This is a genomic window from Microbacterium neungamense (assembly GCF_024971095.1).
Classification (GTDB): domain Bacteria; phylum Actinomycetota; class Actinomycetes; order Actinomycetales; family Microbacteriaceae; genus Microbacterium; species Microbacterium neungamense.
The window spans coordinates 537,215-563,104 of record NZ_CP069717.1 but is presented as its reverse complement, the minus strand read 5'-3'; the positions used below and the strand labels follow the sequence as shown (position 1 = coordinate 563,104).

Genomic DNA, 25,890 nt, shown 5'->3' with positions numbered 1-25,890 from the left:
ACAGGAGGAACGGATGCTGTCGCAAGAGACGATCGCGCAGCTGGCGGCGGAGCTCGCCGAGGCCGACCGCACGCACGGCGTGATCCCCCGGATCACCGCCCGGTACCCAGAGGCCACGGTCGAGGACTCGTACGCCATCCAGGGCGTCTGGCGCGACGCGCAGATCGCGGCCGGCCGCCGCCTGGTCGGCCGCAAGATCGGCCTGACCTCGAAGGCGATGCAGCAGGCGACCGGGATCACTGAGCCGGATTACGGCGTGATGTTCGACGACACCGTGTACGAGTCCGGGGCGGAGATCCCGGTGGAGCACTTCTCCAACGTGCGAATCGAGGTCGAGCTGGCGTTCGTGCTGAAGCAGCCGCTCGAGGGTCCGGACTGCACCCTGGAGGACGCCCTCGCCGCGATCGACTACGCGGTGCCCGCGCTCGAGGTGCTGAACTCGCACATCGAGCTGGAGGGCCGCACGATCGTCGACACGATCGCCGACAACGCCGCCTACGGCGCCATGGTGCTCGGCTCGGAGCGCAGGCGGCCGGACGAGATCGACCTGCGCTGGGTGCCCGGCGTGCTGTCCAAGAACGGCGAGATCGAGGAGACCGGGGTCGCGGCGGGCGTACTCGGGCACCCGGCGACCGGCGTGGCGTGGCTGGCGAACAAGTTCCACCAGCACGGCGCGCGGCTGGAGGCCGGGGAGATCATCCTGGCAGGATCGTTCACGCGCCCGATGTGGGTGTCGCGCGGAGACCGCGTGCTGTGCGACTACCGCGAGATGGGGACCATCGAATGCCGCTTCGTCTAGAGCCCACCTTCCGCGACCGTCTGGCCGACGCCGACCGCGCGCTGATCGGCATGTGGCTGAGCACCGGGTCCCCGCTGCTGGCGGAGATCTGCGCCGGGTCGGGGATCGACTGGCTCCTGATCGACATGGAGCACGGACCGAACACCATCACCACGGTGCAGCAGCAGCTGCAGGTGATCGCCGCGTATCGGGTGCCGGCGATCGTGCGGGTGCCGTTCAACGACCCCGTGGTGATCAAGCAGGTGCTCGACACCGGTGCGCAGAACGTGCTGGTGCCGATGGTCGCCTCGCCGGAGGAGGCGCGAGCCGCCGTCGCCGCCGTGCGCTACCCGCCGGCGGGCATCCGCGGGGTCGGGTCGGCGCTGGCGCGCAGCGGCCGCTGGGGCCGGGTGGAGCGCTACGTGCAGGATGCCGCGGAGCACGTGTCGCTGTTCGTGCAGGTCGAATCCGGCGCGGCCGTGGAGGCGGCCGCCGAGATCGCGGCTGTGGACGGCGTGGACGGCGTGCTCGTCGGACCGGCGGACCTCGCGGCGTCGATGGGTCTCCCCGGGCAGCAGTCGCACCCGGAGGTGCTCGCCGCCGTCCGACGGGTCTTCGAGGCGGTGACGGATGCCGGCAAGAAGGTGGGCGTGAACGCCTTCGATCCCGCCACCGCGGACGCGTACCTCGCCGACGGCGCGCACTTCCTCTCGGCGAGCGCGGACGTCACCATCCTCGCCCGCGGGTCGGAGGCGCTGGCGGCACGGTTCATCAAGAGGTCGGGCGATACGGCCGCCGAGACGTACTGATTTCGCGGCGACCCGGGCCGCCAGGGCCACCGCGACGTCCTGACACCGCGTCCGGCATGTGCTGACACGCCGTCTGGACCTCGGTCGGCACGCAGACGCTCGCCTACCACAACTACGACGCGAAGGGCGGCGGCAGCTTCACCATCCGCCTCGCGCTCTGCGACGGCGTGCCCGCGTGCGAGGAGGAGCGGGCGGATGCCGACGCCACCGCCTCCGTGGTCCGCAACGCCATCTCGGTGACGCCGATCGGCTGGGACCGCACGTACGGCTACAAGGAGGATGGTCAGCGCGAGCTCGCGAAGATCGAGAGCTTCGTCGAGCACGACGCCCCGCGTCCGTGACGGGGTGCGGATGCCGGAGCGCCACGGCCTCCGGCATCCGCGCACCCGTCCGCGGCGCGAGGCACAGCCGCATCCGCCCTCCCCGCGTCCGCAGCTGCCACGTGGAGGGGATTCATGGCGACACTGGTAAGACTGAAGGCATGACCTTCGCAGACCTGACCTCGCTCGCGGACCGCGCCGCGCTGTTCACGGCCCTCCGGCAGGATCAGCTCGCCGCCGCCACCGAGGCGCTCGGCGAGCACCGCTGGGACGTGGACCTCGCCGCGGGCCGCTTCACGTTCACCGCCGAGTCGGATGCCGGCCGCACCCTCACCGCGCGCCCGCACCTGGTCGCGTCGATCGCGCCGGGACCGCGCTCGCTGATGTGGGCCTGGGCGCTGCCGCAGGGCGACCCGTCCGGCGTCGCCACGCGCCTGCGGGAGTACGGCGAGCAGCACGGCATCCCGGAGCTCACCCAGGGCGAGGTGCCGTTCCCCGAGGACACCGGGGACGACCTCCAGGAGTGGATCACCGGTTTCGCGCACGTCATCGGCGGGGTCGCCGTCGAGCTGAGCGGCCTCTCCCCCTACTACACGGCATCGACCGGCGGATCGCGCGTCGTGCTGCTCCTGGACGCCCCGCTCGAGCCGCTCACCGTGTCCGCCGCGGCCAGCGCGCTCCCCCGCATCCTGACCGGGCTGGCGCTGCCGGATGCGCGCACCTCGGTGTGGGATCTCGCCCGGTTGGCATCCTGGCAGCTGGAATGGGCGGATGCGGACTACTCGGCCGCGACCGTGACGGATGCCTCGGGCTCGGCCACGTTCTCCTTCGACGAGTACGCCCGCATCACCGACATCCGGAGCCGGCTCGGCGGCTGACCGGCAAGGGCCCCGGTTCGGGTCAGGCCGCGTTCGCCGCCCGCTCCGCGGCCTCGACGACGTTCGTCATCAGCAGCGCCACGGTCATCGGCCCCACCCCGCCCGGGTTGGGCGAGATCCAGCCGGCCACCTCCGCCACATCCGGATGCACGTCGCCGAAGACCTTCGACTTCCCGGTCTCCGGGTCGTCCTCGCGGGTCACGCCGACGTCGAGCACGGCGGCCCCGGGCTTGACGTCCTCCGGGCGGATGAGGTGCTTCACGCCCGCACCGGCGACGATGACGTCGGCCTGGCGGAGGTAGGGGGACATGTCCGGCGTGCCGGTGTGCACCTGGGTCACCGTGGCGTTGATGGCGCGCCGCGTCAGCAGCAGACCCATCGGGCGCCCGATCGTCACGCCGCGGCCGACGACCACGACGTGCTTGCCGGCGAGGTCGTAGTCGTTGCGCAGCAGCAGCTCGATCACGCCGCGCGGGGTGCACGGCAGCGGCGTGTGGATCGGCCCGTTCACGTTGAGCACGAGCCGGCCCAGGTTCGTCGGATGCAGCCCGTCGGCGTCCTTGGCGGGGTCGATCCGCTCCAGGATCGCGTCGGTGTCGATGTGCTTCGGCAGCGGCAGCTGCACGATGTAGCCGTGGCAGGCCGGGTCGGCGTTCAGCTCGTCGATCAGCGCCTCGACGTCGGCCTGCGTGGCATCCGCCGGCAGCTCGCGCTGGATCGAGTTCATCCCGATCGCCTCGGACTGGCGGTGCTTCATGCCGACGTACAGCTGGGATGCGGGGTCGGCGCCGACGAGCACCGTGGCGATGCCGGGGACGATCCCCCGCTCCTTCAGCGCCGCGACCCGCTCGGTGAGCTCGGCCCGGATGGCGGCGGCCGCCGCCTTGCCGTCGAGGATCTGTGCCGTCATGTCGTTCCCTTCAGCGAGACTTCCCTTTCTGCACGAGACACGACGAGCGGCGTGCCGTCTCGTGCGGAAGGAGAAGTCTCAGCGCGTGCGGATGCTGCGGAGGCGGTCTTACTGGGCCAGGCCGGGGTACAGCGGGAAGGCCGCGGCGAGCGCATCCACGCGGGCGCGCAGCGCCTCGACGTCGGCGCCCGGCTGCAGGGCGAGGGCGATGACGTCGGCGACCTCGGTGAACTCGGCGTCCCCGAAGCCCCGGGTGGCCAGCGCCGGGGTGCCGATGCGCAGCCCCGAGGTGACCATCGGCGGGCGCGGGTCGTTCGGCACGGCGTTGCGGTTCACCGTGATGTGGATCTCGTGCAGCAGGTCCTCGGCCTGCTTGCCGTCGATCTCGGCGTCGCGCAGGTCGACGAGCACGAGGTGCACGTCGGTGCCGCCGGAGCGGACGGCGATGCCGGCATCCTTCACGTCCTGCTGCGACAGCCGGTCCGCGATGATCGCGGCCCCGCGCAGCACCCGCTCCTGGCGCTCCTTGAACTCCGGGGTCCCGGCGAGCTTGAACGCGGTCGCCTTGGCGGCGATGACGTGCATGAGCGGCCCGCCCTGCTGGCCCGGGAACACGGCCGAGTTGATCTTCTTCGCGATCTCGGCGTCGTTGGTGAGGATGAAGCCGGAGCGGGGGCCGCCGATCGTCTTGTGCACCGTGGAGGAGACCACGTGCGCGTGCGGCACCGGGTTCGGGTGCAGCCCGGCGGCGACGAGCCCGGCGAAGTGCGCCATGTCCACCCACAGCAGGGCGCCCACCTCATCGGCGATCTCGCGGAACTTCGCGAAGTCGAGCTGACGCGGGTACGCCGACCAGCCGGCGATGATGACCTTCGGCTTGTGATCGAGGGCGAGGCGGCGCACCTCGTCCATGTCGATGGTCGAGGTCTCCGGGTCGACGCCGTAGGCCACGATGTCGTACAGCCGGCCGGAGAAGTTGATCTTCATGCCGTGCGTGAGGTGGCCGCCCTGGTCGAGCGAGAGGCCGAGCAGCGTGTCGCCGGGACGGGCGATGGCGTGCAGCACGGCGGCGTTGGCGGTCGCGCCGGAGTGCGGCTGCACGTTCGCGAACTCCGCCCCGAACAGCTCCTTGGCACGGGCGATCGCCAGCTCCTCGGCGACGTCGACCTCCTCGCAGCCGCCGTAGTAGCGGCGGCCGGGGTAGCCCTCGGCGTACTTGTTCGTGAGCACCGAGCCCTGCGCCTGCAGCACGGAGACGGGCACGAAGTTCTCGGACGCGATCATCTCGAGGAACGTCTGCTGGCGCTTCAGCTCGCGGTCGAGGACCTCGGCGATCTCGGGGTCGACCTCGGCGAGCGGCGCGTTGAAGTACGGGTCGGTCATGGCGTTCTCCTCTGATGTCAGAAGGCGGGTTGCTGTCCGCGGCAGCGGACGTGACGAAGCTCTCATCGGCCCAGGCGCGCGGTCGATTTCCGTTCGGGTCGCTCCCCGGTGGTGACCCACCCAGACGCCAGTCGCGACGCAGGAAAGCATAGCGGAACGGGCTCGGCGGTCGTCACCGGAAGACGCGCGCGGACCGTCCCAGCTCGGCGGCCAGGGACAGGATGTCCTCCGCCTGGGACGCGCGGACCACGACGAGCGGGCAGGCGTCGGGCTCCTCCTGGAGGTACAGCAGCCGCAGTCCGGACGGGGCGAGCAGCTCGTCCGCGCGCGCGATCGCGGCGGGCAGGTCGCCGTCCACGTCGCCGATCTCGTCGAGGTCGACGCCGGAGCGGATCGCGCGCGGCACCCCGGACAGCGCCTCGGCGAGCTCGATCCCGGTGTCGTCGCGGTCCATGTACGCCAGTGCGCCGGCGTCATCCAGCCCGTCGATCAGCACCAGCCATGGGTCGACGTCCTCCGGCGAGGCGATGCCGCGCGTGTGGAGCGCGTCCGCGTGCGCGTCGACGTAGCCGTCCGGGTCGGCCACCGCCAGGCGGACGTCCGCACGTAGCTCGGGGTCGTCGTCGAGCAGTTCACACAGCCGCTTCCAGGCGTCGATCCTGGTCTCGTCATCCACGGACCCATTCTCGCCCGGACGTCCCCGGCCGTCATCCTTGGCGCACGTCCCGCCGGCCGATAGGTTTTGTTCATAGTCTTTACGCATCCCCTTTCGCTGGTGCCGCTGCCCCGCTCCGCGACCGTGCAGGACGGGTGCGCCCGAAGCCGGGGACGTCGTGCTGCGGATCGAGGACGGCGGTCCGGCGGAGGGGCACCGGCTGACGGTCGCCGAACGCGCGGAGGTCGTCGGCGCGGATGCCGCGGGCCTGTTCTACGGCGTGCAGACGCTGCGGCAGCTGCTGCACGCAGACGGGCAGGAGCAGGATGCCTGGGGCGTACGGCGCGCGACGATCGAGGATGCGCCGCGGTTCGCCTACCGCGGCGTGATGCTCGACGTGGCCCGGCACTTCTTCCGCGTCGACGACGTCAAGGCCTTCATCGACCGCGTCAGCGCGCGAAGTTCAACCACCTGCACCTGCACCTCACCGACGACCAGGGCTGGCGCCTGCAGATCGACTCCTGGCCGCGGCTCACCGAGCGGGCCGCGGCGAGCTCCGTCGGCGGCGAGTCGGGCGGCTTCTACACGAAGGACGACTACCGCGAGATCCTCGCCCACGCCGCCGCCCGGCACATCACCGTGGTTCCCGAGATCGATCTGCCCGGGCACACCCACGCGGTCGGGGTGGCCTACCCGGAGCTCGTGGAGGAGCCGGTGCTGAGCGAGGATCTCGTGCGCAGCGCCGAGGCGCTCGGACAGGCGCTCCCCGCCGCCGGGGAGCCGTACACCGGCTGGGGCGTCGGGCACTCCAGCCTGCGCATCCGCACGGCGGACACCGAGCGCTTCGTCCGCGACGTGCTCTCCGAGCTCGCCGAGCTCACCCCGGGGCCGTGGCTGCACATCGGCGGCGACGAGGCGTTCGGCACCGACCCGGCCGATTTCGCGTCGTTCATGGCGCGCACGACCGCGCTGGTCGTCGAGCTCGGGAAGACACCGGTGGCCTGGCACGAGGCGGGCTCCGGCCCGGACATCGCGCCGGGGACGGTCGGCCAGTACTGGGGAAGCCGCACCCCGCAGGGCGCGCACGCCGCCGAGGCGTCGCGCTTCGTCGAGCGCGGCGGCCGGCTGATCATGTCGCCCTCGGACGCCGCGTACCTGGACATGAAGTACGACGAGCAGTTCCCGCTCGGGCTCTCCTGGGCGGGCGTGGTCGATGTGCGCACCGCCTACGACTGGGAGCCGACCGCGATCCTGCCGCTGCCGGCGGCCTCGGTGCTGGGCGTGGAGGCGCCGCTGTGGACCGAGACCGTGCGCGACCTGCGCGACGCCGACCGGCTGGTCTTCCCGCGCGTCGCCGCGATCGCGGAGATCGCCTGGTCACCCGCAGCGGCGACGGAGCGCACCTGGGAGTCGTTCCGGGAGCGGGTCGGGCGGCTCGCCCCGCTGTGGCAGTCTGAGGGCATCGATCACCACGCCGCCGAGGAGATCCCGTGGAGCAGCCGATGACCCCCGAGCGCCCGAACGAGCAGCCCCCCGGAGGTGCCGGCGACGCCGCAGGAGGGGCCGGCGACGCCGGGAATCCGGCGGCCGCCGCGGGCGTCACGACCGGGACGCGCGGCAGCCGGGTCATCCACTCCGCCCGGCTGGTGGACGGCGGCCGGGTGACCGAGGACGCGTGGGTGCGGATCGAGGACGGCGTCGTCGTGGCATCCGGCACCGGCGGAGACTGGGAGCCCGCCGACGAGGTCGTGGACGCGACCGCGGTCGCGGGACCGGACGCGCTCCTCACCCCCGGCTTCATCGACATCCACGGCCACGGCGGCGCGGGCGCCGCCTTCGACGACGGCCCCGAGGCGATCCGCACCGCCCGGGCCATGCACCGCGCGCACGGGACGACCCGCGCCGTGGTGTCGCTGGTCACGGCATCCGTCGACGACCTCGCCCGTCGCGTCGCCGAGATCGCCGACATGGTCGAGACGGACGCCGACATCCTCGGAAGCCACCTGGAGGGCCCGTTCCTCGACCCCGGTCACCACGGCGCACACGAGCCCACGCTGCTGCGCCACCCCGATCCCGACGACGTCCGCCTCCTCCTCGACGCCGGCCGCGGGACGGTACGCCAGGTCACGGTCGCCCCGGAGCTGCCGGGAGGACTGGACGCCGTCAGGCTGATCGTGCAGGCCGGGGCCGCCGCCGCGGTCGGGCATACGGATGCCGACGCCGCCACGGCGGTCGCCGCTTTCGAGGCGGGCGCGTCGATCCTCACGCACGCCTTCAACGCCATGCCCGGCATCCACCATCGCGCACCGGGCCCGGTGCTCGCGGCCGCCGCCGACCACCGGGTGGTGCTGGAGGGCATCGCCGACAACGTGCACCTGCATCCGCACGTCATCAAGCTGCTCTTCGACGCGGCTCCGGGGCGGGTCGCGCTCATCACGGATGCCATGGCCGCGGCCGGCAGCGCGGACGGCGCGTACGATCTCGGCGCGGTCACCGTGACGGTGACCGACGGCGTCGCCCGCGCCGACGACACGGGGTCGATCGCGGGGTCCACGCTCACCCAGGACGTCGCCCTGCGACGTGCGGTCGAGGCCGGCGTGGGGCTGGCGGATGCCGTCCGGGCGCTCACCGAGACGCCGGCCGCCGCGATCGGATTCGGCGGCACACTCGGCCGCCTCGCCCCCGGGTACGCCGGCGACGCCGTGCTGCTGGATGCGGCACTGGCCGTGCGCGGCGTCTGGGTGGGCACGCGCCCCGCCCGCTGAGACGCCTGCGGGCATCCGGAAGGCCTACCCGGAGACAGGGTGGAGGGCCGCCGCGCCTCCCCGACGCGTGCGGCCCTCCGCATCCCCAGTGTGAGCGGACCGGCCCGGAAGCTCCTCCCCCGAGGCACCGGGCCCGGCCCTCGCCGGTATCCCCACCGGCCCCGTCGTGACCGCATGCCACGGCTCGACGGGATCGCTCTACTGATGAGACGCGGCCCCGGCCGATTCATCACGCGAGTCCCGGAGATTTCTTTCCTCCCTCGCGTTCGGGGCGGATTCTCACCCTTGGGGCGGCACTCCGACGCCCCGAACGCAGGAATCCGCCCCGAACGGGGAAAGAGGTGGCCGACCGGAGGGAATCGAGGGAGAATGAGTCGATGCGCGTGATATTCCGGACCGTCACGCGTCTCTTCTTGTAAGGGCGCCATCGCGCCCGGCGACCGGAGGATGACTGTGCACGACGAGACCGCCGACGGGCCTGCGGATGCGGCCCTCGTGCTGCGCACCCGCTCGGGGGACGCCGGCGCGTTCGGCGAGCTCTGGCGGCGGCACTACCCGGCCGGCATCGCCGTCGCACGGTCGGTGACCTCGTCCATCGATCCGGACGACCTCGTGCAGGAGGCGTACGCCCGCATCTACCAGGCGATCCTGAAGGGCGGCGGGCCGAACGGCTCGTTCCGCGCCTACCTCTTCACCAGCATCCGCAACACCGCGGCCGCGTGGGGCCGTTCGCAGCGCGAGACCGCGATGGACGAGCTGGATGCCGTCCCCGATCCGCGCACCACCGACGAGGCCTCCCTCGAGGCCCTCGACCGCGGGCTGACCGCGCAGGCGTTCCGCAGTCTCCCCTCCCGCTGGCAGGAGGTGCTCTGGTACACCGAGATCGAGCAGATGAAGCCGGCGGAGGTCGCACCGCTGCTGGGCATGAAGCCGGGGGCGGTGTCGCAGCTGGCCTTCCGGGCGAGGGAGGGCCTGCGCGAGGCGTGGATCCAGGCGCACCTGCGCAGCGCGGCCCCCGGGTCCGACTGCCAGTGGACGATCGAGCGGCTGGGCGGATACTCCCGCGGCAATCTCGGCACGCGCGACCGCAAACGGCTCGAACAGCATCTGGAGGACTGCGCGCGCTGCATGATCGTGGCCGCCGAGGCCGAGGAGGTGTCGCGGCGGCTCGCGTTCGTGCTGCTGCCGCTGGTGCTGGGCACCGCGGGCGCCGGCGGCTATCTCGCCGCCCTGCAGGGCGGCGGCACCCCCATCGTCGCGCTGGCCGCGATGCCCTCGAGCGTCATCGAGGGCGCCGTGGTGGCCGGGACGGGAGCGACCGGGGCCGCCGGCGCGACCACGGGCGCCGTGGGCGCCGTGGCCTCGGGTTCCGTGCCCGCGGGTTCCGTGCCCGCGGGCACCGGTGCCGGAGGCGGCTCGGCGGGCGGCGGCTCGGCGGGCGGAGGCTCGGCGGGCGGAGGCTCGGCGGGAGGCGGATCCCCGCTCGGAGCGCTCAGCGGGATGGGTGCGCTCGTCGGGGCAGGCTCCGCGGCGCTCCTGGTCGCCGGGGTGGTCGCAGCGGTGGCGGTCGCACCCGGCATGATGAACGCGGCACCGGCGACCTCACCGCCCAACGCCGGGGAGGACGACCCGTCGTCGATCGCGTCCGAGGTCGCACCGGACTCGTCGATGGCGATGGACCAGCCGATCGTGATCGAGACGCCGCCGACCGCGCCGCCCCCCTCGTCGCCCCCTGCGGACGAGGCGCCGGAGCCCGCACCGCCGCCGGCGGCGCCCGTCGCTCCGCCCGCCGCTCCCCCGGCGCTCGCGGCTCCGCCGGTCGCGGCACCGCCGCCCGCGGACGAGCCCGCAGAGGAGGACCCCGCCGAGGACCCCGCCGAGGACCCGGGTGAGGATCCGGGCGAAGACCCCGGAGAGGACCCCGGCGAGGACCCGGGCGAGGACCCGGGCGAGGACCCGGGCCCCGAGCTGCCTGCCGGAACCCCCGAGGTCGGCGCCGCCCGTGTTGTCATCGACGTGCCGACCCGGGACGTGTACTTCGCCATCCCGGTCTCCGGCGCCGAGGGTGCGACCGTCGAGGCCGCCTACGTGGCCGGCGACGTGCTCGCCGACGACGTCGTGCTCGGCGACGACGGCCTGGGCGAGCTGCAGCTGCGCCCCACCTGGCGTCAGATGTGCGACGACGCGGAGATCGCCATCGCGTATGTCGCCGGCGACCTCACGGGCGAGCCGTTGCTCACGACTCTGCACGAACTCACCGACACCCGGCCGCCGCACGGTCTGTGCCGGCTGACCGCGGACGATCCCGCCGAGGACGCGCCCACGGACGAGGCCCTCCCGGCCGATGCCTCCGCGGCATCCGACGATCCCTCGCCCCTCGACGCCGCGACCGCAGAGCCGGCGACAGCGGAGCTGGCGACCACCGACCCCGTCACCGACCCGGAACCCGCTGACGCCCCGGCCTCCGATCCGCTCCCGAGCACGATCCCGGCGACCATCCTGGAGGACGACCCGGCGACCCTGGCGCTGGGCCCGGCCGCCGCCGCCGGATAGACCCTTCCGCCGCCGGATGGACCCTCCGGCCGCCGAATAGACTGGGAGCATGCCCCAGGAATCCGCCGCCGAACCGGGCGTGAACCGTCCGGCCATCGGCCCGCTCGACATCGTCCGCGCTCTCGTCCTGGTGGCGTCCCTGGCGATCCTCGCCCTCTGGGGCTTCGGCTCATGGCCGCTGCCGTGGAACGTCGTCGCCGGGCTGGGCGCACCGCTGCTGGTGCTCCTCGCCTGGGCGCTGTTCCTCTCCCCGCGGCCGGTGCTGCACCTGCATCCGTTCCTCCGCGCCGCCGTGGAGCTGCTCATCTACGCCGGCGTTACCCTCGCCCTGTGGTCGCTGGGCCTGGCCTGGGCCGGTCTCGCCTACGCCGTCGTCGCCGTCGTCACCGGGGTGCTCACCGGCCGGCGGGCACTGTCGTGAGCATCGTCGACCGGCTCCGCGCCGCCCTCGGCGAGGACGTCGTCGACACCAGCGCGGAGGCCCTCGAGAGCGCCCGCGCCGACCGCAGCGGCCATCGCGCCCCCGGACGTCCCCTCGCCGTCGTGCACGCGCGCTCCGTCGAGGACGTGCAGACGACCATGCGGCTGGCGACCGAGACCCGCACGCCGGTCGTGGTGCGCGGCGCGGGCACCGGGCTGGCCGGCGGCGCGAACGCCGGCACCGGCGAGCTCGTGCTCTCCACCGCGCGGATGACACGCATCCTCGAGGTGCGCCCCGACGACCTCATCGCCGTCGTCGAACCCGGCATCATCAACGCCGACCTGAACGCGCACCTCGCCGGCCACGGCGTGTGGTGGGCGCCCGACCCCGCCAGCCGCGACATCTCCACCGTCGGCGGCAACATCGCCACCGGCGCCGGCGGACTCCTGTGCGCCAAGTACGGCGTGGTCCGCGACGCCGTCCTCGGCGTCGACCTCGTCCTCGCCGACGGACGGATGCTGCGTCTGGGCCACCGCACGGTCAAGGGCGTCACCGGCCTCGACCTCACCTCCCTCGTGATCGGCTCCGAAGGCCGCCTCGGCGTCGTCGTCGGCGCGACGCTCAAGCTGCGCCGGCTGGTGGAGGGCGCGGTCTGCACGCTGATCGCCTCCTTCCCCACCGTCCGCGACGCCGCCGCCGCATCCGCCGCCGTCACGGCGTCCGGCGCGCAGCCGGCGATCATGGAGCTCATGGACCCCCGGAGCCTCAGCGCCGTGCATGCGCTGCTCGGGCTGCCGGCGCCTGCCGCAGGCGCCGCCCAGCTCACCCTGCAGACCGACACCCCCTCCGCTCGCGCCGACGCCGAGCGGATCGCGGCGGTGCTCGAGGCGGCCGGCGGCACGGTGACGCTCACCGACGACCCCGAGGAGTCGGAGCGGCTGCTGCGCATCCGCCGGTCGATGCACGCCGCCCTGGCGAGCCTGGGCACCTGCCTGATCGAGGACGTCGCCGTCCCGCGCAGCGCGATGCCGGCCATGTTCGACGAGATCGCGCGCATCGAGCAGGCCTACGGGGTGAGCATCCCCACCGTCGCGCACGCCGGCGACGGCAACCTGCACCCGAACTTCAACTTCGAGGGCGAGGAGGTGCCCGAGATCGTCTGGGAGGCGGCGGGCGAGCTGTTCCGCGCGGCCGTCCGACTCGGAGGCACGCTGACCGGCGAGCACGGCATCGGCACCCTGAAGAGCCGCTGGCTCGCCGAGGAGCTCGGCGAGGATCAGTGGCGGCTGCAGCGACAGATCGTGGAGGTGTTCGACCCGCTCGGCATCCTCAACCCGGGCAAGGTGTTCGCCGATGCCTGACATCCACGTCAGCGCGGCCGTGGTCGTCGACCGCGCCGGACGCGCCCTCGTCGTCCGCAAGCACGGCACGCGGCGGTTCATGCAGCCCGGCGGCAAGCCGGAGCCGGGCGAGACGCCCGCGCAGACCCTGATCCGCGAGCTGGACGAGGAGCTCGCGCTCACCGTCACCGAGGACGACCTGCGCCCGCTCGGCACCTTCGTCTCCACCGCCGCCAACGAGCCGGGTCATCGGGTCGTCGCCACCGCGTTCGCCGTCGCGGCCGAGCCGTCCGACGTCACGGTGCAGGCCGAGCTCGCGGAGCTGCGCTGGATCGGGCCCGACGAGGCGGATGCCGTCGAGCTGGCGCCCCTGAGCACCGAGCACCTGCTCCCGATCGCCTGGTCGCGCTGACCGGCGCGTGCACTTCGCTCACCCACGCGTGCGCGTCGCGTGACCTCCGCGTACGCCTCACGCGGAGAAGTGCGCTTCACGCGGACGGATGCCGGATTCCGGGCCGCGCGAAGCGCACAACACCGCGGCTGCGCCCGCCCGCGGCGCGGCTTCGGCACAGTGGCTGCGCCGGGCGGGCGCCGCACCCGGCCCGGCAGCGGAGCTCAGATGCCCTGCCAGGCAGGCTTGTTCGCGTACGTGTAGCGGTAGTAGTCGGCGAGCGTCAGCTTCGACGCGGCGGCCCAGCCCCTGCGTGATGCAGTGCCGGGGCACATCGTCGACGGAGTCGAAGAACCGGGCGTTGTCCTCGCGGGTCTGCTCGGTGAGGGTCTTCACGCGCGTGCGGGAGGCGAACGACGACCCGGGCTCGTTGAAGCCGATGTGCCCGTCCGTGCCGATGCCCAGCAGCTGCAGATCGACCCCGCCCGCCGCCGCGATCGCCGCCTCGTAGTCGTCGCCGGCCTGCTGGATGGTCTCCGCCGCGCCGTTCGGCACCTGCACCCGCCGCGGGTCGAGACCGAGCGGTTCGACCACCTCGCGGGCGATCACCGACCGGTAGCTCTCCGGATGCGCCGGGTCCAGCCCGACGTACTCGTCGAGCGCGAAGCCGCGAACCTGCGACACGTCGCGGCCGCGCAGCCGCTCCGCGAGCGCCCGGTACACCGGGAGCGGCGTCGACCCGGTGGCAAGGCCCAGGACGAGGTCCGGCTTCGCGTCGAGCAGGCGCACGATCTCGCCGGTGACGAGTTCGCCCGCCTCCGCGGGGTTGGCGACGATGACGACTTCAGCCATGAGCGGCGACCTCCAGTTCGGGGGCGAGGAACTCGATTCTCGCAGTGCGGCCCGTCGGGCGGATGCCCGGCAGGCGGATGCCCGCGCTGCGGACCATCAGGACACCCCCAGCTGCGCCGAGAGCACCATCACGGCCGCGCCGCGCAGCACGATGTCCACCTGCTGCGTACGGCGGATCACGACGTCCTCGAACACCCCCTCGAGGGTGCGCTCGTGCAGGGCGCCGGTCGCTGCGTCGACCAGGGCGCCGTCCAGCAGGTCCGCGGGGCCGGCCAGCACCACCTCGGACAGGTCGAGAGCCGCGACGATCGGGGCGATGCCGATCGCCAGCCGGGTGCCGGCGTCGCCCAGCACCTCCTCCCGGGCACCGGGCCGGGCGGCGATCTCCCGCTCCAGCCGCGTGACGCTCAGCCACGCCTCCAAGCACCCTTCCTTGCCGCAGACGCAGCGGGGTCCGCCGTCGGTGCCGACCACGACGTGACCGATCTCCCCCGCGGCGAAGCGGCTGCCGAGCAGCGGCTGGTTCGCCGTGATCAGCCCCGCTCCGACGCCGCGGCCGATCCGGATCAGCATCAGGTCCGCGTGCGCGTCGCCGAAGGTGTACTCGGCGAGCACGGCGGCGTTGGCGTCGTTCCGCACGATCACGGGCAGGTCGAGGTCCAGCGCCAGCCGGGCCTCCAGGGGGAACGAGTGCCAGCTGAGATCCGGCGCGCGGAGCACGACGCCGGCCGGGTCGACGACGCCCGGCGTGCCGACGCCGACCCCGAGCAGCGGCCGGGTGGAGGCCGCGACGAGTTCGCGGGCCAGGTCGACGGCGGCGCGGTAGGCGCTGTCCCCGTCCCGGTCCTCCGGGCGCGGCGCAGTGCGCCGCGCCACGACGTCGCCATCCAGGCTCATCACCGCGCCCTCGAAGGCCGCCGGGCCGGACAGGTCGAGCCCGAGGATCTGGTGCCCGCCGCGATCGATGTCGATGAGGATCGCCGGTTTGCCGGGTCCCGCACTCGCGCGCACGCCGATCTCGGTGATGATCCCGTCGGCGATGAACTCCCCGACCAGGTCGGAGATGGTGACGCGGGTCAGCCCGGTCTCCCGCGCCAGGTCCGCCCTGCTCATCGCCCCGCGGTGGTACAGCGTCTGCAGCACCAGGGCCCGGTTGTGTCCCCGCGCCTGTTCCGGCAGCACCTTCGCCCGGGAGCGGAGCCGCCGGCTCGCGCCGAAGGCGTGGGCCGGCGGGGCGATGGTCCCGGTGGGCGGGCGCGGCGCATCCGAATCAGGCATGTTTGTTAGTACATCTTACGAATGGGCGTCGGCGCAACCCGGCATCCGTTCCGCGCGCGTTACTGCCGCCTTCTGCCGCCGCCGCGAGGGCCGGCCGAACGGGAATGGCGAACTTTACCATCCCGTTATCTCCGTCCCGTACCATGAGGAGACACGGACACGCTGAACAAAGGGGGGTGAGTTCGTGACCGATCTGATCTCCGCACCGACCGCGGGCACGGACAGGACCGAGGTCCTGTCGACGAGCACGAACGAGACCACCCCGCCGGGTGACGGCGGCCGGCGCCTGGAGTGGGCGCCGATGGAGCCGGCACCGAAGAAGCGCCGCCTCGGCCTGTGGCTCGGTCCCGGGGCGGGCGCGCTGCTGCTCGCCGCCGGTGGCGCATCCACCCTGCTGATCGCGCCGGGCACCACCGTCGCCGGCATCCCGGTCGGCTGGATGACCCCGGGGATGGCCACGGAGGCGATCAGCGCCCACCTCGCACGCACCGAGGTGGTGCTCACCGGCACGGACGCGACCGTGAGCGGCGCCGATCTCGGCGCAAGCCTCGACGCTTCCGCCCTGGCGGAGCAGGCCTTCGCCGAGCGCCCGATGTGGAACGTGACCGCGTGGATGGGCGAGCCGATCGACGCGGAGATCACCCTCGACCCGGAGGCCGCCGAGCACACCCTGCGCGCCGCGCTGCCCGGAAGCTACGAGGCCGCGGTGGACGCCACCGTCGTGTTCGACCCGGCCGCCGGCGCGTACACCACGACCGCCTCGGAGCCCGGCACCGGCATCGATCTCGAGAAGCTCACCGCCGCGTTCGCGGACGCGACCGCCGCGGGCCAGACGTCCTTCGAGTTCCCCGGCGCGCCGACCGAGGCGCCTGCCGCGATCACCGACGAGGAGGCCGCCGAGACCGCGGCACAGCTGAACTCCATGCTCGCCTCGATCGGCTTCTACGTGGGCGAGGAGCGCACGGTGCCGATCGCGCCGGACGTCGCCGCGAGCTGGCTCTCCGTGGAGGCCGTGGACGGCGAGCTGGAGATCACCGCCGACGAGACCGCCATCCAGGCCGTCGTGGACACGCTCCCGGGCCTGGTCAACCGCGAGCCGGTGAACGCCAGGAACATCGTCGACTCCGACGGCACGGTGCTCAAGGAGCTCACGCCCGGTCAGGACGGACGCGTCCTCGGCGACACGTCGAACGCGGCGTCCGAGTTCGCCGCCCAGCTCAGCGCCGGAGACGCGGCGTATCCGCTCGCGGTCACCTCCACCCCGTTCGAGACCACCGCCCTGTTCCGCCGGATCGAGGTCGACCTCAGCGAGCAGCGCACCTACCTGTTCGAGAACGAGCAGCTCGTCCAGTCCTGGGCGATCTCCTCGGGCACGGCGGCCACGCCGACCGACACCGGGCACTTCAAGGTGTACGCGTACGTGCGCATCCAGGACATGCGCGGCACGAACGCCGATGGTTCGAAGTACGTCACCGAGGACGTGCCCTGGGTGTCGTACTACAACGGCGACGAGGCGTTCCACGGCACCTACTGGCACGACAACTTCGGCACCCCGATGAGCCACGGCTGCGTGAACATGACCTTCGACGCCGCCCAGTACGTCTACGAGTGGTCGACCATCGGCACGGAGGTCTGGGTCCACAACTAAGGTTCGAAACGTGGGAGGGGCGGATGCCGTCGGCATCCGCCCCTCCTTTGTCGATGTCAGCGCAGAGCGTCGATGATGGCGTTCAGCGTGGCGGACGGCCGCATCACGGCGTCCACCTTCTCGGCATCCGGGCGATAGTAGCCGCCGATGTCGGCGGGCGAGCCCTGCACCGCGTTCAGCTCGCCCACGATCTGCTGCTCCTTGGCGGCCAGCTCCTCGGCGACCGGGGCGAACGCGGCGGCGAGCTCGGCATCCGCGGTCTGCGTCGCCAGCTCCTGCGCCCAGTACAGGGCGAGGTAGAAGTGGCTGCCGCGGTTGTCGATCGTGCCGAGGGCGCGGCCGGGCGAGCGGTCCTCCTCGAGGAAGGTCTCGGTGGCGGCATCGAGCGTCTCCGCGAGCACGCGCGCCTTGGCGTTGCCGGTGTGGTCGGCGAAGTGCTCGAGCGAGGCCGCGAGGGCGAAGAACTCGCCCAGCGAGTCCCAGCGCAGGTAGTTCTCGGCGACCAGCTGCTGCACGTGCTTCGGCGCGGAACCGCCCGCGCCCGTCTCGAACAGGCCTCCGCCGGCGAGCAGCGGGACGATGCTCAGCATCTTCGCCGACGTGCCGACCTCGAGGATCGGGAACAGGTCGGTGAGGTAGTCGCGCAGCACGTTGCCGGTCACCGAGATGGTGTCCAGGCCGTGACGCATCCGCGCGAGCGTGTAGCGGGTGGCCTCCTCGGGGGCGAGGATCGTGATGGTCACGCCCTGGGTGTCCAGCAGCGCGAGGCCCTGGTGCACCTTGGCGATGATCTGCGCATCGTGCGACCGGTTCGCGTCGAGCCAGAACACCGCCGGAGCGCCGGTCGCGCGGGCGCGGGTGACGGCGAGCTTCACCCAGTCCATCACCGCGATGTGCTTCGTCTGCGTGGCGCGCCAGATGTCGCCGGTGCGGACGTGGTGCTCGATGAGCACGGCGCCCTCGCGGTCGAGGATCTGCACCACGCCGTCGGATGCGATCTCGAAGGTCTTGTCGTGGCTGCCGTACTCCTCGGCCGCCTGCGCCATCAGGCCGACGTTCGGCACGGTGCCGATGGTGGCCGGGTCGAGCGGGCCGTTCGCGATCACGTCGTCGATCACGGCCTGGTAGACGCCCGCGTAGGAGGAGTCGGGGATCACCGCGATGGTGTCGTCCTCGCCGCCGTCCTTGCCCCACAGCTTGCCGCCGTTGCGCACCAGCGCGGGCATCGAGGCGTCCACGATCACGTCGCTGGGCACGTGCAGGTTGGTGATGCCCTTGTCGGAGTTCACGTACGACAGGCGCGGGCCCTCGTCCATGGCGCGCTCGAAGGCGGCTGCGATCTCGTCCCCGCCGGCGATGTCCTTCAGCCCGGCCAGGATCGACCCCAGGCCGTCGTTCGGGCTGAGCCCGGCCTCGTCGAGCTGCTCGCCGTACTGCGCGAAGACGTCCTTGAAGAAGGCCTTGACCACGTGCCCGAAGATGATCGGGTCGCTGACCTTCATCATGGTGGCCTTGAGGTGCACGGAGTACAGCACGTCGTCGTTCTTCGCCGCCTCGAGCGTCTCGGCCAGGAACTCGTCCAGGTGCGCCGCGGACATGAAGGTCGCGTCGATGATCTCGCGTGGCAGGACCTTCAGGCCCTCTTTGAGCACGGTGACGGTGCCGTCCTCGGCGATGTGACGGATGCTGAGCACGTCGTCGTGGGCGGCGACCCAGGACTTCTCGTTGGAGCGGAAGTCGTCGTGCCCCATGGTCGCCACGCGGGTCTTCGAGCCCGGCGCGAACGGCTTGTTGCGGTGCGGATGCTTCTTGGCGTAGTTCTTCACCGCGAGCGGGGCGCGGCGGTCGCTGTTGCCCTCACGCAGCACCGGGTTGACCGCGGAGCCCTTGATGCGGTCGTAGCGCGCGCGGATGTCCTTCTCCTCGAGCGTCTGCGGCTCGTCGGGGAAATCGGGGATGTCGTAGCCCTTCTCCTGCAGCTCGGCGATCGCGGCCTTGAGCTGCGGGATGGAGGCGGAGATGTTGGGCAGTTTGATGATGTTGGCCTGCGGCAGCGTGGCGAGTCCGCCGAGCTCGGCCAGCGCGTCGCCGACCTGCTGCTCCGGGGTGAGCTTCTGCGGGAACGCGGCGAGGATGCGCCCCGCCAGGGAGATGTCCCGCGTCTCCACCTCTACTCCCGCCTGACCGGTGTAGGCCTGGATGATCGGGAGGAAGGAGGCGGTCGCCAGCGCCGGCGCCTCGTCTGTGTAGGTGTAGATGATGGCGTCGTCGGTCACCGGAACTCCGTTCGCGAGGGCTTTTATCTCGATACCAAGATACCCGGATGACCTCGCGTGTCTCGGCCACTGCCGCGAACCGGCGGCGAGGCATTAGCCTGGGTCCATGTCGAAACTGCGCGTGGAAGAACTGTCCGCGGCGACGATCGTCGCCGTCAACAACCTGTCGCTGAAGCCGGGGCAGGAGCAGTTCCTCGCGCCCGTGTCGTACGGGATCGCCGCCACCGTGATCAATCCGCGCACCTCCTGGCAGCGCGTGGTGCTCGACGGCGATGAGGTGGTCGGCTTCATCAGTGCGAGCTTCGATGCGGATGCCCCGGAGGAGTACTTCCGCAACGTCCTCTGGCGCATCAACGTGGACGCCGACGACCAGGGTCGCGGCATCGGACGCTTCGCCGTCGAGGCCCTCCTCGACGAGGCGCGCCGGCGCGGCGTCGACCACGTCAACGTGATCTACGAGGCCGGCGAGGGAGGCCCCGAGGCGTTCTTCCGCCGGGTGGGCTTTGAGCCGGTCGGTGAGACCGAGTACGGCGAGGTCATCGCCGAGATCCGGCTCACGGACTAGACCGGCGGCGGGGCCTCGGATCCCCTCCCCCACCGAGACCCCGTCGCCCCCTCCTCGGCGACGCCGCCGGGTCAGCTGCGCCGACGTCTCACCCACGCATCGGCCGCGATCCGCAGCGCACCCGCGCCGCGCTCGATCGCGTGCTGCGCGGCGTCCTGCCAGGCCGGACGAACCGGGGGTGCCGCGCCGGACGCCTGCTCCGCCGCCGCGAACGCGCGTTCCAGGTCCTCCACCGCGTCGCGGTACGCGGCGAACCCGGCGGGAGTGAGGCGCTTCGCGCCGGCATCCGGCCGGGCATCCGCCGCTCGCGCCCGCGCCGCGTGGAAGGCGGCCATCTCGGGGGCTCGTCCGTCGCTCATCCGCGGGAAGGCGATCAGGCGGGCCGGGTCGGTCTCGTACTCCATCCAGCGGGCCAGCACCGCGTCATGGGCGTCGCGCACCCGGGCCACCGGGTCGGTCTTCGCCGCGTACTCCGCCCGTGCGGCGCGCAGCTGGGCCCGCCGCACGCGCACCTGGGCGGCCGCCGACCGGCATCTGTCCTCGGCGTCGCGCACACCCGCGCGTGCCTGCGCCAGCTCACCGGCTCCGGCCCGCTCCGCCACGGCCCGATCGAGGCGGGCCCGCGCCAGCCGCAGTCCGGCATCCGCGGCCGCCGCGTCCCGCCGCGCCGCCACGAGATCGCTGCGCGCCGCGTCCACGGCGATCCGCCGCTGCCGCCCTCGGTACCGCATCCCCGCGACGCCCAGCCCGGTCGCCCCGGCCGCCGCCGGCGCGATCCACCAGAGCTCTGCGAGCAGGAACGGGTCCACCCCCTCATGCTAACCACGCGGCGTCGGCGCCGGCCGCGGCATCCGGCCTCCCGCCGCCGTCGCGACCTAGACCAGCGTCTCCTGCCAGGCCGCGTGCAGCTGGGCGAACTTGCCGGTGCCGCCGATCAGCGCCTGCGGGGTGTCGTCCTCGATGATGCGGCCGTGCTCCATCACCAGCACCCGGTCGGCGATCGCGACCGTCGACAGGCGGTGCGCGATGATGATCGCGGTGCGGTCGGCGAGCAGCGTCTGCAGCGCCTCCTGGATGAGCCGCTCGGACGGGATGTCCAGCGACGCCGTGGCCTCGTCGAGGATCAGCACGGCCGGATCGGCGAGGAACGCCCGCGCGAAGGAGATCAGCTGCCGCTGCCCGGCCGACACGCGCCCGCCGCGCTTGTTCACGTCGGTGTTATAGCCGTCCGGCAGAGACGAGATGAACTCGTCGGCGCCGACCGCGCGGGCGGCGGCGCGGATCTCGTCCAGGGTCGCGTCCGGCTTGCCGAGCGCGATGTTGTCCGCGACCGTCCCGCTGAACAGATACGCCTCCTGGGTGACCATCACGATCGCCCGGCGCAGATCCTTCGGGTGCAGCATCCGCAGGTCGACGCCGTCGAGCGTGACCCGCCCCTCGGTCGGGTCGTAGAACCGCGACACCAGCTTCGCGAGCGTGGACTTCCCGGCGCCGGTGGTGCCGACCAGCGCGACGGTCTGCCCGGCCGGAATGTCCAGCGAGAAGTTCGGCAGCACCGTCTTCTCGCCGTTGTACCCGAACGTGACGCCCTCGAAGCGGATCGCGCCGCGCGACTCCCACAGGTCGACCGGCTTCTCCGGGTCGGGCACCGTGGGCTGCTCCTCGAGCACGCCGGACACCTTCTCCAGCGCCGCGGTCGCGGACTGGTACGAGTTCAGGAACATCGCGATCTCCTGCATCGGCGCGAAGAAGTTGCGTACGTACAGCACCGCCGACAGCAGCACGCCGACGCCCAGGGCGCCGGTGGAGACGCGGATGCCGCCCCACAGCACCACCAGGGCGAGGGTGAGCGCCGCGATCCCCATCAGCCCGGGCTCGAACGTGCCGTACAGCAGCATCGAGCGCCGGTTCACGTCGCGGTAGTCGCCGGCGAGCGTGCGGAAGGTCGCGTCGTTGCGCGGCTCCTTGCGGAACGACTTCACCGCGCGGATGCCGGTCATCGTCTCCACGAACTGCACGATCACCTTCGCGCTGATCACGCGCGATTCGCGGTACACCACCTGTGAGCGGGTGTAGAACCAGCGCATCAGCAGGAGCAGCGGGATGCCGCCGATCGCGAGGATCACGCCGGACTGCCAGTCCGCGATCACCAGGGCGATGAACGTGAACACGCCGAACAGCACACCGGAGACGAGGTTGTTCAGGCCGCCGTCGAGCAGTTCGCGGATCGAGTCCAGGTCGCTGGTCTGGCGGGAGATGATCCGCCCGGACGTGTACGACTCGTGGAACTCGAGGCTGAGCCGCTGGGTGTGCAGGAAGATCCGCTTGCGCAGGTCGAGAAGCACCGCCTGGGTGATGCGGGCGGCGAGCACGACGTACCAGCCGATCAGCGCCGATCCGGTGATCCCGGCGAACAGGTAGGCGACGGTGAGCACGAGCGCCGGCGTCCAGTCGGTGTTCTCGAGCACGAGCGGCAGCGCCCGGTCCAGCGCGACGCCGATGAGGATCGGCCCCGACACCTGCAGCGCGGTGGAGACCACCAGCACGACGGCCGCCGCGACGATGCGCAGCCGCAGCGGGCGGATGAGCGATCCGAGCAGGCGCAGCGAGCGCGCCCGGATCGCGCGGCTCTCCTCCCTGGTGTAGTTCGAGCGGTCCTCGCCCTGGGTTCCGGAGATGGTCATGCCTGCACCTCCTCTTCGATGTCGGATGCCGCGGACGCTGAGCCCGTCGAAGCGTCCTCCCCCGCGGACGCTGAGCCCGTCGAAGCGTCCTCCCCCGCGGATGCTGAGCCCTTCGGAGCGTCCCCGCTCGCGGACACGACCGGGATCGACCCCGTCCGCGCCGCCTCCTCCGCCTCCAGGCTGGAGATCACGTGCCGGTAGTGGGCGCTGGAGCGCAGCAGCTCCGCGTGCGTCCCCACCGCGGTGATCCGCCCGCGCTCCAGCAGCGCGACGCGGTCGGCGAGCGCCACGGTCGACGGCCGGTGCGCGACGACGAGCGCCGTCGTATCGGCGAGCACGTGCCGCAGCGCCTCCTCGACGAGCGCCTCGGTGTCGACGTCGAGCGCGGACAGCGGGTCGTCGAGCACGAGCACCTTCGGCTTCGCGGCGACCGCGCGGGCGAGCGCGAGACGCTGCCGCTGCCCGCCGGACAGGCTGAGCCCCTCCTCGCCGATGATGGTCTCGACGCCCTCGGGCAGCGACTCCACGAACCCGGCCTGCGCGACCTCGAGCGCCTCGGCGAGCACCCGGTCGGCCTCGGGGCTGTGCAGGTCGAGGTCGGCGCGTCCCAGCAGGACGTTCTCGCGGACGGATGCCGAGAACAGCGTGGCGTCCTCGAAGGCCATGGCGATGTGCCGGCGCAGCTCGGACAACTCCAGGTCGCGCACGTCCACGCCGTCGAGCGTGACCCGCCCGCCGGTGACGTCGTACAGCCGTGCCGGCAGCGTCGTCAGGGTGGTCTTCCCGGAGCCGGTCAGCCCGACCAGCGCCATGGTCTCCCCCGGACGCAGCACCAGGTCGATGCCGTCGAGCAGGTCGCGCTCGGAGGCACCGGCGTCCTGGTAGCGGAAGTGCACGTCCTCGAACGCCAGCTCGCCGCGCGGCTCGGCGATGCGCACCGGGTGCTCCGGATCGGTGATGGTGTTCGTCGCCTCGAAGATCTCGAACACGCGGTCGGTGGCCGTGCGTGCGTCGAGCATGAACGAGAACAGGAACCCGATCGACTCGATCGGCCAGCGCAGCACGGTGGCCATCGCGAAGAAGGCGAACAGCTGCGGCAGCTCGATCGCCCCCTGCGCGATCAGCCAGATGCCGGCGATGAGGCTGAGCCCGAAGGCGATCTGCGGCATCAGGTCGAGCCAGAACCAGATCTCGCCGACCGCGCGGGCCTTGCTCAGCTCGGTCTCCCGCAGCGTCTCGGCCTGGCGGCTGAAACGGCTCAGGGCGTGCTTGCCGCGCCCGAACGCCTTCAGCACGCGGATGCCGTGCACGCTCTCCTCGACGCTGGTGGCGAGGTCGCCGGCCTGGTCCTGGCTGCGCCGGGTGAGCTGGCCGTACCGCTTCTCGAACAGGTAGCCCTGGATCCACATCGGCACGCCGGTGACGAGGAAGATCGCGCCCAGCAGCCAGTGCCACTGGAACAGCATCACCGCGCCGATGATGATCGTCAGCACGTTCACCACCAGAAGGATCAGCCCGAACGCCAGCCAACGGCGGATCAGGTTGATGTCCTGCATCATGCGGCTGAGCAGCTGACCGGACTGCCACCGGTCGTGGAACGCGACCGGCAGCGTCTGCAGCCGCGCGTACAGGTCGGATCGCATCCGGTACTCGACCTCGGTGGCCGGGGTGAGCACGAACCAGCGCCGCAGCCACACCATGGCCGCCTCGCCGAGGGCGAGGGCGAACACCGCGAGCGCCCCGACGGCGATCGCCCCGACTACCCCGGTCTGCAGGGGGCCGCGAACGATCTGCTCGAGCGCGATGGGGATCAGCAGCGCGATCACCGCGGCGGCGAGCGCGCTGAGCGCACCGCCGATGAGGCGGCTGACGATCGGGGCGACGAAGGGCTTGAGCCGCCAGAGTGCGGCGACGGTGGACAGGGACGACGACGAAGTGGAGGTCATGACTCTCAGAGGCGTGGCGAGCGGACGGCGAAGAAGACGAAGAGCGGATGCCGGTGGCATCCGGAGCGAGCGGCGGGGGCGACGATGCTCCTATGGATGTCAAGTGGTGAGGGCGGTGTAGATCTCGCGGGCGATGAGGCGTTTGAGGCAGCGGATGATGTCCTTCTTCGAGAGGCCCTCGGTGGTGCGTCGGGCGGCGTAAGCGCGGGTTCTGGGATCCCAGCGGAGCCGGCAGAGCACGATGCGGTAGAGCGCGGCGTTCGCGTGGCGGTCGCCGCCGCGGTTGAGGCGGTGTCGGTGGGTTTTGCCTGATGAGGCGGGGATGGGCGCGACGCCGCAGAGCATCGCGAATGCGGCTTCGGAACGGAGCCGGCCGGGGTTCTCGCCAGCGGTGACGAGCAGTTGCCCGGCGACATCGGCGCCGACCCCGTTGAGGGCGAGCAGCCGCGGGTTGATGTCCGCGACGAGAGGGTCGATGAGTGCGTCGAGTTCGGCGATCTCGGCGGTCAGCGACTGGTGGCGGCGTGCGAGAGCGCGCAGCGCGATCTTCGATGCCTGCTCGGGTTCGTCGGCGCGTGTGGTGTCGGGACGTGCAGCGGCACATACCTCGATCAGCTCCCGGTCTGACAGCCCCCGCAACCGTTCGCGGAGCGCGTCGGGTGCGGTGACGATGATCGCCTTCATCCGGCGTTGACAGTCGGCGCGCTGGGTCACGGCGCTGCGCCTGGCGATCCGCAGATTGCGGAGCGCTTCCACCTTCCCTGCTCGGTCCTTCGGGATCCCCGATCGTGTGCCTGCCAACGCTGCCCGGGCGGCAGCTTCCGCGTCCAGCGGGTCGGACTTACCGGCAAAGCGCCGCGACTTCCGGTCCGGTCGGTCCACTTCCCGCAGCTCGACACCCGCAGCGCGCAGGTGACGGGCAAGACCGGCACCGTATGCGCCGGTGCCCTCGATCCCCGCGATCACGAGCACACCGAACGCACACGCCCAACTCAGCAACGCGGCATAACCGGAACGATTCGCGGGGAACTGCGCGCTCCCGAGCAGCCGGCCGGTGGTGTCGATGACCGCCGCGGTGTGGGAATCGCCATGCGTGTCGATACCCGCCACGATCATGACCTGGTCCTGCTGCTCTTCTCGTGCGATGGTGGTCATCGCCGTCCCTTCCTCTCAACTCTCCGATCGGACGGCACGCACCATCCGAGAGCGAGCGGACAAGACAGTGATGGGTGCCTGCTGGCACAGGCTCCTATGAGGTCACAACCCTCGCACGGTGAGTGCATGGCAGCCCCGCAGCGATCGAACGACAGATCGCGTTCAAGACCCGTAGTCAGTCAGTCGCTGAGTCAGGACAACCGCTGCGGGGCTCCCACCACCATCATCACTGTCAGTCGCGCGGGAGCACCGCGCGCGAGCCCGGGGCGAAGAACGGAGTGAC

Annotated in this window: 21 protein-coding genes, 2 pseudogenes and 1 riboswitch; of the genes and pseudogenes, 13 read left to right on the top strand and 10 right to left on the bottom strand. The window is 72.1% G+C overall.

Annotated elements, in window-relative coordinates; translation table 11 throughout:
- Window positions 1–13 precede the first annotated feature (13 nt).
- From JSY13_RS02685 to JSY13_RS02670, 4 genes are all read left to right on the top strand, one after another.
- On the top strand, window positions 14–799 hold the full coding sequence (locus JSY13_RS02685) for a 2-keto-4-pentenoate hydratase (protein WP_259607470.1): 786 nt from the start codon (window positions 14–16) through the stop codon (window positions 797–799).
- Window positions 784–1,587: an HpcH/HpaI aldolase family protein gene (locus JSY13_RS02680; protein WP_259607468.1), complete on the top strand. Its 804-nt coding sequence runs from the start codon at window positions 784–786 to the stop codon at window positions 1,585–1,587. The genes JSY13_RS02685 and JSY13_RS02680 overlap by 16 nt, the downstream gene beginning before the upstream one ends.
- Window positions 1,588–1,754: 167 nt before the next feature.
- Window positions 1,755–1,928, top strand: a complete 174-nt coding sequence (locus tag JSY13_RS02675) for a hypothetical protein (protein ID WP_259607466.1) — start codon at window positions 1,755–1,757, stop codon at window positions 1,926–1,928.
- 140 nt (window positions 1,929–2,068) lie between these two features.
- Window positions 2,069–2,785, top strand: coding sequence for a DUF6882 domain-containing protein (locus JSY13_RS02670; RefSeq protein ID WP_259607464.1), 717 nt, complete (start codon window positions 2,069–2,071; stop codon window positions 2,783–2,785).
- A 22-nt stretch (window positions 2,786–2,807) separates the two neighbouring features.
- Here JSY13_RS02670 and JSY13_RS02665 read toward each other — a convergent pair whose 3' ends face one another.
- The 3 genes from JSY13_RS02665 to JSY13_RS02655 all read right to left on the bottom strand — a co-directional run bounded on the left by JSY13_RS02665 (window position 2,808) and on the right by JSY13_RS02655 (window position 5,754).
- Entirely contained in the window at window positions 2,808–3,695 is an 888-nt protein-coding gene (locus JSY13_RS02665) for a bifunctional methylenetetrahydrofolate dehydrogenase/methenyltetrahydrofolate cyclohydrolase (RefSeq protein ID WP_259607463.1), read from the bottom strand.
- A 108-nt stretch (window positions 3,696–3,803) separates the two neighbouring features.
- Window positions 3,804–5,078 (bottom strand): serine hydroxymethyltransferase, encoded by a 1,275-nt coding sequence (gene glyA / locus JSY13_RS02660; protein ID WP_259607462.1) that lies wholly within the window; start codon window positions 5,076–5,078, stop codon window positions 3,804–3,806.
- A gap of 61 nt (window positions 5,079–5,139) precedes the next feature.
- A riboswitch (ZMP/ZTP riboswitch) is annotated at window positions 5,140–5,223 on the bottom strand.
- 27 nt (window positions 5,224–5,250) lie between these two features.
- On the bottom strand, window positions 5,251–5,754 hold the full coding sequence (locus JSY13_RS02655; protein WP_259607460.1) for a DUF6630 family protein: 504 nt from the start codon (window positions 5,752–5,754) through the stop codon (window positions 5,251–5,253).
- Window positions 5,755–5,911: 157 nt separating this feature from the next.
- Between JSY13_RS02655 and JSY13_RS12520 the strand changes: the two are divergent.
- The 7 genes and pseudogenes from JSY13_RS12520 to JSY13_RS02620 all read left to right on the top strand — a co-directional run.
- Window positions 5,912–6,151, top strand: a pseudogene (locus JSY13_RS12520) (glycoside hydrolase family 20 zincin-like fold domain-containing protein); the annotation flags it as partial.
- Window positions 6,064–7,239 carry a family 20 glycosylhydrolase gene (locus tag JSY13_RS02645; protein ID WP_259608247.1) on the top strand — a complete coding sequence of 392 codons (1,176 nt, stop codon included), beginning with the start codon at window positions 6,064–6,066 and terminating at the stop codon, window positions 7,237–7,239. The pseudogene JSY13_RS12520 and the gene JSY13_RS02645, both read left to right, overlap by 88 nt.
- The gene (locus JSY13_RS02640; protein WP_259607458.1) at window positions 7,224–8,498 is read left to right on the top strand and encodes an N-acetylglucosamine-6-phosphate deacetylase; all 1,275 of its coding nucleotides are present in this window, start codon (window positions 7,224–7,226) and stop codon (window positions 8,496–8,498) included. The genes JSY13_RS02645 and JSY13_RS02640 overlap by 16 nt, the downstream gene beginning before the upstream one ends.
- A 453-nt stretch (window positions 8,499–8,951) precedes the next feature.
- Window positions 8,952–11,051 (top strand): sigma-70 family RNA polymerase sigma factor, encoded by a 2,100-nt coding sequence (locus JSY13_RS02635; RefSeq protein ID WP_259607456.1) that lies wholly within the window; start codon window positions 8,952–8,954, stop codon window positions 11,049–11,051.
- A gap of 49 nt (window positions 11,052–11,100) precedes the next feature.
- The gene (locus tag JSY13_RS02630; protein ID WP_259607454.1) at window positions 11,101–11,472 is read left to right on the top strand and encodes a YrdB family protein; all 372 of its coding nucleotides are present in this window, start codon (window positions 11,101–11,103) and stop codon (window positions 11,470–11,472) included.
- Window positions 11,469–12,833: an FAD-binding oxidoreductase gene (locus JSY13_RS02625; protein ID WP_259607452.1), complete on the top strand. Its 1,365-nt coding sequence runs from the start codon at window positions 11,469–11,471 to the stop codon at window positions 12,831–12,833. Before JSY13_RS02630 ends, JSY13_RS02625 begins: the two co-directional genes overlap by 4 nt.
- On the top strand, window positions 12,826–13,224 hold the full coding sequence (locus JSY13_RS02620) for an NUDIX hydrolase (RefSeq protein ID WP_259607450.1): 399 nt from the start codon (window positions 12,826–12,828) through the stop codon (window positions 13,222–13,224). The genes JSY13_RS02625 and JSY13_RS02620 overlap by 8 nt, the downstream gene beginning before the upstream one ends.
- 203 nt (window positions 13,225–13,427) lie before the next feature.
- Here the strand turns inward: JSY13_RS02620 and JSY13_RS02615 are convergent.
- Window positions 13,428–14,055, bottom strand: a pseudogene (locus JSY13_RS02615) (glucosamine-6-phosphate deaminase).
- Between the two features lie 96 nt (window positions 14,056–14,151).
- Window positions 14,152–15,333, bottom strand: a complete 1,182-nt coding sequence (locus JSY13_RS02610) for an ROK family transcriptional regulator (RefSeq protein ID WP_259607448.1) — start codon at window positions 15,331–15,333, stop codon at window positions 14,152–14,154.
- 184 nt (window positions 15,334–15,517) lie between these two features.
- Here JSY13_RS02610 and JSY13_RS02605 point away from each other — a divergent pair, with 184 nt between their 5' ends.
- A complete protein-coding gene (locus JSY13_RS02605) occupies window positions 15,518–16,981 on the top strand; it encodes a L,D-transpeptidase family protein (protein ID WP_259607447.1) in 1,464 nt (487 codons plus the stop codon).
- 56 nt (window positions 16,982–17,037) lie between these two features.
- Here the strand turns inward: JSY13_RS02605 and JSY13_RS02600 are convergent, their stop codons facing one another.
- Window positions 17,038–19,257 (bottom strand): NADP-dependent isocitrate dehydrogenase, encoded by a 2,220-nt coding sequence (locus JSY13_RS02600; RefSeq protein ID WP_259607446.1) that lies wholly within the window; start codon window positions 19,255–19,257, stop codon window positions 17,038–17,040.
- A 106-nt stretch (window positions 19,258–19,363) separates the two neighbouring features.
- Here JSY13_RS02600 and JSY13_RS02595 point away from each other — a divergent pair, with 106 nt between their 5' ends.
- Window positions 19,364–19,822, top strand: a complete 459-nt coding sequence (locus tag JSY13_RS02595) for a GNAT family N-acetyltransferase (RefSeq protein WP_259607445.1) — start codon at window positions 19,364–19,366, stop codon at window positions 19,820–19,822.
- A gap of 71 nt (window positions 19,823–19,893) precedes the next feature.
- On the opposite strand, the gene JSY13_RS02590 is transcribed toward JSY13_RS02595, so the two are convergent.
- The 4 genes from JSY13_RS02590 to JSY13_RS02575 form a co-directional block, all read right to left on the bottom strand.
- A complete protein-coding gene (locus JSY13_RS02590) occupies window positions 19,894–20,631 on the bottom strand; it encodes a hypothetical protein (protein ID WP_259607444.1) in 738 nt (245 codons plus the stop codon).
- A gap of 66 nt (window positions 20,632–20,697) precedes the next feature.
- Entirely contained in the window at window positions 20,698–22,506 is a 1,809-nt protein-coding gene (locus tag JSY13_RS02585) for an ABC transporter ATP-binding protein (protein ID WP_259607443.1), read from the bottom strand.
- On the bottom strand, window positions 22,503–24,452 hold the full coding sequence (locus JSY13_RS02580; RefSeq protein WP_259607442.1) for an ABC transporter ATP-binding protein: 1,950 nt from the start codon (window positions 24,450–24,452) through the stop codon (window positions 22,503–22,505). The genes JSY13_RS02585 and JSY13_RS02580 overlap by 4 nt, the downstream gene beginning before the upstream one ends.
- A 99-nt stretch (window positions 24,453–24,551) precedes the next feature.
- On the bottom strand, window positions 24,552–25,607 hold the full coding sequence (locus tag JSY13_RS02575; RefSeq protein WP_432806392.1) for an IS110 family RNA-guided transposase: 1,056 nt from the start codon (window positions 25,605–25,607) through the stop codon (window positions 24,552–24,554).
- Window positions 25,608–25,890 lie beyond the last annotated feature (283 nt).